This window comes from Hallella sp. (assembly GCF_037460745.1).
Classification (GTDB): domain Bacteria; phylum Bacteroidota; class Bacteroidia; order Bacteroidales; family Bacteroidaceae; genus Prevotella; species Prevotella faecis.
The window spans coordinates 1-8781 of the sequence record NZ_JAXVAE010000033.1; the positions used below are offsets into that span (position 1 = coordinate 1).

Genomic DNA, 8781 nt, shown 5'->3' on the forward strand with positions numbered 1-8781 from the left:
GTGGGCGCAAATATGCGCCCAAAGGGAACGGGAAGGACGAAAAGGAGAAAAAAGATGGGAAGGGGAACACCAAAAAGAGAAAAAAGCATGCAAAAGAAGAAAGAAAAAGAAGAAAAAAGAGAAGAAAAGGAATGGGAACGGCACAAAAATGAGAAAAGAGGGGCGAATGACCCGCCCCTCACTATTTCAGAATGTAAATTCGTTGGTTGTCCACTCGTCATCCGAGCTAAGGTCTACGTTAAAATCGCCCTTGCTATCGGCGTTTTTGCTGAACAGTCGCCCTTTGTAAACAGTAATCACGTTGCGCTGGATGGGCGCGTTAGCTATTTCTTTCTCGAATAACACGTTGCTATTCTTAGCATGCGTGGTTACCGTCACATTCAAGCCCTTGTTATCGGCTTTGGGAAAAGAGTAAACCTCAAAGTTACGGACTGTTCCAATCATATCATCGGTTATGTTGAATTTTTCCCACTGCTTGGAGTTGACACACCCCACCCCATTGATGGCATCGAATGTGGAACTACCGCCCGTATAATATAGGCGCACCATTTTAACATCAGCGGTTACCGCATCCGTGGCCTGCAATCGAAACATGGCCACCGCGCGCTTCAACTTCAACTGATAAGTGCAATCTTGTTCGACATTGATGCTATCACTATACCAAAACGTATCGGTCACCTTATTATTGGGGAAAGTGATCTTCGTCGGATCGGTCATCGTTGCAATGCCATCACAGCTATGCGCAAGCACCACCACCAAATAACGTCCCTCTTTCAACGACAGGTTGACAGCGCCGAAATCAGCATCCGATGCCTTTTGATTGATTTGCTTTACCCTCGTTCCATTTTGGTAAATGGCAAAGTTGATCTGTGTGCATGCTTTCCCCACATCCGTTGCACGACTCGTGCTGGTGCTTCCAAATGGTATTTGTTCAAACTGTGTGACTTGAAAACGGATCGCCACACCATCAACAGCGCCGCCTCCCCCATCGTCTTCGTCGAATACGGCTTTTTGACACGAGGAGAAGGCGGCGCTCATTATAAAGAACGCCATGAGGCGAACAAATAGTTTCATATGCGGTCAAGTGTTAGTTTTATTTGCAAAGATACAAGATAAAACAACACATAAACGCAAGAAATCGGAAAAATTACAAAAAATCTAATGTCTTATAAGATTCTTCCCACCAACTGAAATTTAAGGACAGGATAGAACTTCCAGTTTTCGATAAACTTAGAGATCTTGTCGCTTTCTTCACCAGCTCCAAGGGTACCGTCAAGTATCTCATGGATATCGAGTTCCTCGTCATTCTGATAGACCTTCAATGATCCCATAAACTGGCATCCGAGTTCCACGCGGAATCCCAGACGATTTTTCGGCACCAAACGTCCAAATCCCAATCCCAGGTAAGGGCGGAACGAGTTGCAACGAATATCGCCATCTACATTGCAGTTCTCATCCAGCTTCACCTGATAATCGGCGAGTGCCACACCCACCTGATCCAAGATCTCCTGCTTGTAGCCAGGATATTGATTGATGAAGCTTTCCAGTTCATCGCTATGACCACTCAGCTTCGCGATTTTGTTACCACCGACTGAGAAACCCGCAGCCACAAACAACTTACTATTGCCACCAAAAGGATACACGTTCGCTTTGACATTGAATGTTGTGCGAGCGAAATCGCCCTTCAACTCCATTGTAGAAACAGGAATGGGCACGTCAACACCCCCCATGTTCAAAGAACCGTTGGTTTCCAGATCAACATCAGCGTTCACCTTAAAGCCCGGCATGACATTGACACCGGCCTCTAATTCCAAGAAATTGGTGACAGGAGTTGCTACGCCCAAGCTGATACCCTCGGTACCTGCACCCACGTTCAGACCAACATGATTGAAGGCCGTTCTCTTAAACTGCGCATAGCCACTGGTTACAAACACAAGGCTCAAAGCAGCCATCATTACGATTTTTTTCATCACAGAATCTATATAAACAGTTAATATTTTATCATTCAAACTTACTTCTTCTTATTAGCCTTCCACTCGAAGAGATAATCGATGCCACTGATCTTCACCTTGACAAACAGATCATTGGTCTTACGGTCGGAAGTATAGAGGTAACCCGACACCACCTCACCCGGATGGATGGTGGTTCGCTCCAGGTATCCCAGGTCCTCCGGCATCTTCTCCGAATACTTCATTCGATTACCGGCCTCCAATTGGCGCATCTTGCAAATGCGCATTTGGAAATTCTTCAGGGTGTTAGACGAGCCAGCGTCGAACACCTGCGCTCCCAAGTTAGCGTTCACATTGTTCTCACGTTCGGTCTGCACCACCACCTTGTTCTTCACCTTACGCTTGGCTACCTTTTTCTTAAACTTCAAAATCTTATTGTCGTATTCGTCAGCGCCAACCAGTTCGAAGTCCTTACGCTTTCCACCCTTCATGTCATAGATTTCGATTTGCAAGGGGTCAATGTCAACGTTGATCATACTCTTGTTGACTATAAACAGTCCAATTTCCCTATAATCGCCAATATTCTCGCCCACCATAGAGTTGCTCACGCCCACGATAAGTCCGTTCTTGTTATAATATGGCCATGCCACACCATTCTTATATTCGGTCTCAATTTCCTCAATCGACGGTGTTTCCAGGATAGGCTGATTGTCGGTTGATGAATACTTAGAGTAGTTACCGTCTGCATCCACCACGACATAAAAGCCCTCAGACGCATCGTTCTTGTACGGTGTCAGCGTGCACACCCTGCCATCCTCTGTGAAAACGGCGCCTACACCCAGCTTCTTACCCTCTTTCATGAAGAAGTGCTCCTTAACGTTGCCATTCTCATAATAAGAAGTGTACTCATTGGTGAGTTTTCCGTTCTCGAAAGTCTTCTGCTCCTTCAACTTACCATTCTTAAAGTAGTTGGTTACCAAGCCTTTGAACTCGCTCTTCGTATCATCAGCCTTGTCGAGCTCCACGAATACACCTTCGCCTTGCAACTCGCCCGTCATATAATAGGTGCGAAACTCCTTGGCAGCCGTCGAGTCGGCCGGATACAGTGCCAACCGATAATAATTGGCAAACGCCTTGTTCTTCGTCACCTTCCAGTTCCTATTATAATAGATGGTGTCGAGACGGTCTTGCGGCTCTGGGGGCGCCACAGGCACAACCGTATCCACCACCACCGTATCCACTGGGGCGACAGGCACTTCCTCTACAACCTTCGCCACCTCAACTTTCGGGGCTTTCGTTTTTTTGGCACGTTTCGCCTTCTGAGCGAACGCATCATGTCCCCAACAGAGGGCAATCATCATAACCACGATGATTGAAAACTTTTGCTTCATCTTTCCTTTATTACATTAAATACTTAAAAACCTATCGATCAGTCTCTTTCTAAACAACCGTCCCACCTTCACATAGTCGATCTCATCGAATGGAGGATAGAAATGGCACACATTGTCGACCACCTCAATCAGGTAGTTCACGTTAACAATATACTTCTGGTTGACTTGCAGGAAGTGGTTGTCGAGCGCCAGCAGGTCGGTGCTCTTCACATTGCGTTTCAGTTTGATGGCCTTTTTGGTCTCAGCCACCACCACCTCCCAGCAGCGCATATCGTGGTCGTATTGGAACAGGCACACGTCATCCTTGTCGACCACCTTGAAGTCGACCGAATTGGTATAGAACAGCAATTTGCCGTTCAGCGTGGCCGGCATTTCCCGGTCTCCTCTCTCCACGATCCGTTCATGCTCCTTCTCCAGGCGTTTCACCACCGTGTCGAGTTCCTTCGTATCGATGGGCTTCAGCAACACATCGAACGCCTGCTTTCTGAAGGCCGTCACCACAAACTCATCGTATGCCGTGTACATCACCACCTGACAGCGCCCATGGGTAAACTCCGACAACTTGTCGATAAAATCCAATCCATTGACATCCGGCAACTGAACATCCAGAAACAGCACGTCTGGCTGGTGCTTGTTCAACAGGGCCAATCCGTCCAAAGCGCACAGGGCATGCCCCAGCACCTCCATGTCGTATCGGGTTTCCAACAAGTCGGCCAAAGCCAATCCTGCGTTCTTGTCATCGTCGATGATTACAACTTTCATACTGTTTGCGTTAATCGTTTCAAATTTACATTACGAAGCCGTCGGGAATGCACACCTGCGCCTTACATCCCAACACCCTTCCATCTTCCGCCTTAACATTCTGCAAGGCGAATGTCATCTTGTTGCGGTTATGCTCGTTTACAACCGCCAATGTCTGGGTAATGATTCCCAATCCAGTGCGTTTCTTGCCTTTCTTGCGAATATCAAATCCCTTTCCATTGTCCACAACGGCAACCACCGTGCTTGCCTGCTCACGTAGCACATCAATCCGCAGCGTCTTCTTGCCATCCCAACCTCTCAAGCCATGCACCAAGGCGTTCTCCACCAAGATTTGCACAAACATCGAAGGAATGCTGGTGTTCTCCAAGTCCACCTCGGGGTCCACCTCAATGGCATAGTCGAAATCGTCGCCCATCAACGGACTCTCTAACGTTAGATATTGCCTGACGAAATCCAACTCAGTTCCCAGCGCCAACTTCATCTGGCACGACAGGTCGAGGTTGCTGCGTATCAATCGCGCCAACGTCATCAGCTCGTTCGCCTCTGCCGTATTGGCATGCAATATCTTGTTGTTAAGCACATTAAACACGAAGTGGGGCGATATGCGGTTTCGCGCCCCCTCGAGTTTCAACTGCAATACGCGTCGCTTGCTCTCCTCCAATCGTTTGCCCGATCGCATGCTCTTCATGACAAAGAACATACACACCACCAGCACAACCATCAGCGCCGCCAAGGCCATCTGTCGCGTCTTGTTGAGTTCCACCGACTTATGTTCGAGCGCCAACTCATGGTGCAACTTCAGCGTGTCTTGCGCAAAACGGTCCATAATTTCCGAAGCGCGCATATTGGTCCGTTTATGCTCCAACGAGTCGTTTTTCTGCATATCCTCACGCAAGTTCTCGTAGGCCATCCTATAATTGCCTGTGGCCAGATAATATTTGCGCAAATACTTGTTGCGTATCTGTCGCAAGCCGAAGGCCACCTGGCTCTCGGCATCCGCCCCCAGCAGGCGTCTCTCGTCGCTCAGTGTGCGCGCCACAGCCGCCATATTGCCTTTCTTCACATCCTGTCCGATATGAATGGTGTTGCAATAATACACCGCCGCCACATCATGGTTGGCCACCAGGAAAGGCTCACACTCCGCCAGATACTTCTCCGACAAGGCAATGCTGTCGAGGTTGAGGTACACATCGGCCATGTTGAGCTTACAGAGATACATGTCGAAGCAATTCTCCTTACCGTTCTTTACAAGCAGCCTTTCCAACTGCAGGAACTTGCGAAGCGACTGCGGATAGTCTTTCTTGTAATAGTAGAAACTGCCATAGTTGTTCAAGTAATAAGCCTGCATCGACAGCGACAACACCGAGAGATAGGCTTCTGTTTGTTGGTAACACTTGAGTGAGCTCTCAAAGTCGTTCAGCTTCAGGTAGATGTCGGCCAATCCCACATAAAGCGTCACGTTCTCCTCCTTAGGCAACTGCAGGGAATCGACGAGAAACAAAGCCCTACGATAGCAACCGGCCGCCTCCCTCAACTGGTTCTTGTAAACAAACGCGTCGCCCAGGTTGGCGCAGATGCTGGGAGCCTGATGCTGCATATCGCTCCGCATAGAATATTCATAGGCCAACCGGTAGAGCCTCACCACCTCGTCCGCCTTACGGTGGAAGTTGTGGTAGTTGATAGCCTGGCAGTTGTAGGTATATGCCAAGAGTCCGTTGCGTCGCGGTGTGTCGGGCTGACTGAGCGCAAACCGTATCGTGCGGTCCATGTAGTTGACCGTAGAGTCGGGCGTATCCGATTGGCAGAACCACCTACCCTTTCTAACGTAACACTCATAGTACGCCATGCTGTCCTTCGCTTCGCGCATGCCTTTCTCAATCTCCTTCAAGGCATCGGGCGACTGTGCTCCGAGCAACTCGTCCAACTGGTGCAACCGGCCGACACGCTGCGCGTCAGCCTTCTCATCTACTGTGTGTCCACACGAAGCCATCAATCCCATCAGGAGCAGCAACACAGTCCCTATATTTTTCTTGCAATTCCTTTTCATTTTCTTCCTTTATCAATCAAACAGTAGTTATTCACACTGCATAATTAATAAAAACGCAGCAAACCAGCAAGCCTTTGACGCTATTTTATCTACTTTTTAATCGATTATCTACTCATTTCCTTACTACCAACCCACACGTGCCCACAAACCGGAAGGCGTGACCTCCGTCCTACGCGATCCATCTGAAACGCGAAAATAGGTTGCCGCATGTGTATCGTGCGGCAGCCTATCTCGCTATTGTCATTGGTTTGTTTCATTTGGGCAACACCTATGTTATTTTCTTCCTACCCTGTTCATCTTACCCAAATAACGAAGCTTGTTGGCAACGGTCTTACTGTTGGCGCGGCTTCTTGTGTCGTCGTCTCCAAACATCAGCTCCAACCAGTCTTCGCTGATGCCATCGAGAACCGTCACCATGATTGGCGCATCCGCATCTTCCCATGTGGCGTCCTCGTCTATAGGAGAGCTGCCAGCGTCGTATTCTATCATCACCAATGTTTGTTTCTTGGCCGAGTAGTAAATAACTTCCATGTAACCGGCCTCGTTGTCCTCGCCCAATTTGTCGAGGCCCAACTTAGCGGCTGCCGCCCTCAAGGTCTTATAGTCGGCCTCATCACCATTATAATATATCATTCCGCCCTTACCCAGGTGTGGGCTCTCAGTAATGTTCATGGCCAACGGCGCCTTTACATCCAACTGTGGCGTAAACGACGGGAAGCCTGCATCGCGAGGCATAACGTTGCGTAAGGTCTTACCTGTAAACAGATGGTTGAACTTCATGTTTTTCGCCACAATCTTTGCGTTCTCATCGCTCATCCCTTGTTGTTTGCTATAGAACGTTCCATAACCACTCAAGGCGATCACGAAAGCGTCGTCGGTCTTATCCACCGTACACTCCACGTTTTTGCCATCTTCAGAATGGAAGGATCCTCCCGTAACCGTGTTTTCCACCATCACAACAACACCCTGGTCGTATTTCGTCTGGTTCTTGTTGTAGTTGGATACCTGCATGCCCATGTTTACATGTTGCTCATCGCCAGGCACCAGCACCAAGGTCCCATCCACCACGCACACCACATTCTGCGCACCGTTCGTTGTTGGCACTGGCCAATCCACATCGCCCAGCGCATCCGAATAGATATGTATCTTGTTTTCACCGGCTCCGCCGTTCCCCTTCATTTTCAACAGCACACAAACATCTTCCTTACTAATGGTAATCTGCTCCGAGGCTTCCTGTCCGCTTTGCGAGCGGGCTTTCACCACGGCGTCGCCCTTCATTCCCTCAGGAACATATATGCTGAATTGTCCATCTTTATCGGTCTGTACGCTTTCCGTACAGGTCTTACTGGTCTCCACCCATACCGAGGCTCGCACACCTTGGCTTTCGCCATCAATAACCTTACCATACACGCGCACCAATCGTGGCAACACAATATCTACCTGGCGCTGCTCTCCAGGAGTAAGGGCGGGCACATCCACCTTCACCACCTTATTATATCCACCGTAATTCTTGGGCTTCACCGTGATGCTGAAATCGGTGTTGGCCGGCACAACCTGACTGTAATAGCCGTTATCGTCGGTTACACTCGAAACCACCTGCCCCACATTCACACGCACACCAGGCAACCTATTGCCGTCCGTATCCTTCACGTAACCCATCACAAGGCCCTGGTTCTCAGGCCAGTCGAGGTTAACCCATGAGAAGTGGGACACTTCTCCCACATAGACATCGCCTTGCAAGGTGGCGCTACCCTCTTCTTCCCAAAGGCCCGTCTTCTCGTTGAAGCTCCACAGGGGGATGCTGGCGGGTCGGTTGCTTTCCATTCCCGCAGGGATGGGGAACGTGAGCTGGGCCTTCACACCCTTCCTCAGTTGCAGCTTTTCGCCATTGTCGCCAAACATATTCAGGTCGGCCATGCCATACGATAACAGTGTGACGCTCGAGTTGTCCAAGCGCACAGCAGCCAGATCGCCGCCGGGCATCATCTCGGCAAAACTGTCGTGGTTGGGATCAAGATACACCATTTCCGTCTTCACCTTCCCCAAGTAGGTCTCGTCATAGCCGTCTATCCGGTAAGCGTTCTTCGGCAGATCAATGGTCATGCTTCCTGCCGTCAGGGTTTGCGCCGTCGATGCGTTGTAGGTCTTGATGGAGGTATAGTCGTTGTTCGCCTTCTTGCACATCACCACATTCCAAGTATCGTCATAGGCTATGGGAGCGGAGCGCACCACGTCAAAATAACCATCCTTGCTGAAGCGCACAAGCGATCTTCTTTCCACCATCGCCTGCTCCGAGAGATCAAACAATCCCTCAGTATTGGTTGTTGAACTGGCTGTACCCGAGGTTACGAGCACACCCTCAAGCGGTGTTCCATTCACGTCCTTCACTATACCCGAGAGCGAATACGACACCATATTCACCTCAATGGGATCATCACCCGGCTCATCCGGGTCTTCATCAGGGTTCATCAAACTTTTCAGTTCGCTACACGAGGCCAACGACAACAATAAGGCCATCAGGAAAAACGAGAAACGATAAAACTTATGATTCATATCCCTAAAAGTTAGTTAGTGGTCTAATTGTAACTATTCAGCGAAAGGGCATGGCGGGGTATCAAGCCTCAAATAAGGC

6 protein-coding genes are annotated in these 8781 nt (G+C 49.3%); all 6 read right to left on the bottom strand.

Annotated features, from left to right (window positions below; all coding sequences use genetic code 11):
- Positions 1–186 precede the first annotated feature (186 nt).
- The 6 genes from WKK33_RS00705 to WKK33_RS00730 all read right to left on the bottom strand — a co-directional run bounded on the left by WKK33_RS00705 (position 187) and on the right by WKK33_RS00730 (position 8702).
- Positions 187–1074 (bottom strand): hypothetical protein, encoded by an 888-nt coding sequence (locus WKK33_RS00705; protein ID WP_337932042.1) that lies wholly within the window; start codon positions 1072–1074, stop codon positions 187–189.
- Positions 1075–1166: 92 nt separating this feature from the next.
- The gene (locus WKK33_RS00710; protein WP_337932043.1) at positions 1167–2009 is read right to left on the bottom strand and encodes a hypothetical protein; all 843 of its coding nucleotides are present in this window, start codon (positions 2007–2009) and stop codon (positions 1167–1169) included.
- 2 nt (positions 2010–2011) lie between these two features.
- Complete coding sequence (locus tag WKK33_RS00715) at positions 2012–3340, bottom strand: hypothetical protein (RefSeq protein WP_337932044.1); 1329 nt, start codon at positions 3338–3340, stop codon at positions 2012–2014.
- Positions 3341–3355: 15 nt separating this feature from the next.
- On the bottom strand, positions 3356–4102 hold the full coding sequence (locus tag WKK33_RS00720) for a response regulator transcription factor (protein WP_215759660.1): 747 nt from the start codon (positions 4100–4102) through the stop codon (positions 3356–3358).
- A 25-nt stretch (positions 4103–4127) separates the two neighbouring features.
- Complete coding sequence (locus WKK33_RS00725) at positions 4128–6149, bottom strand: histidine kinase (RefSeq protein ID WP_337932045.1); 2022 nt, start codon at positions 6147–6149, stop codon at positions 4128–4130.
- Between the two features lie 273 nt (positions 6150–6422).
- Positions 6423–8702 (bottom strand): carboxypeptidase-like regulatory domain-containing protein, encoded by a 2280-nt coding sequence (locus tag WKK33_RS00730; protein ID WP_337932046.1) that lies wholly within the window; start codon positions 8700–8702, stop codon positions 6423–6425.
- Positions 8703–8781: the final 79 nt, after the last annotated feature.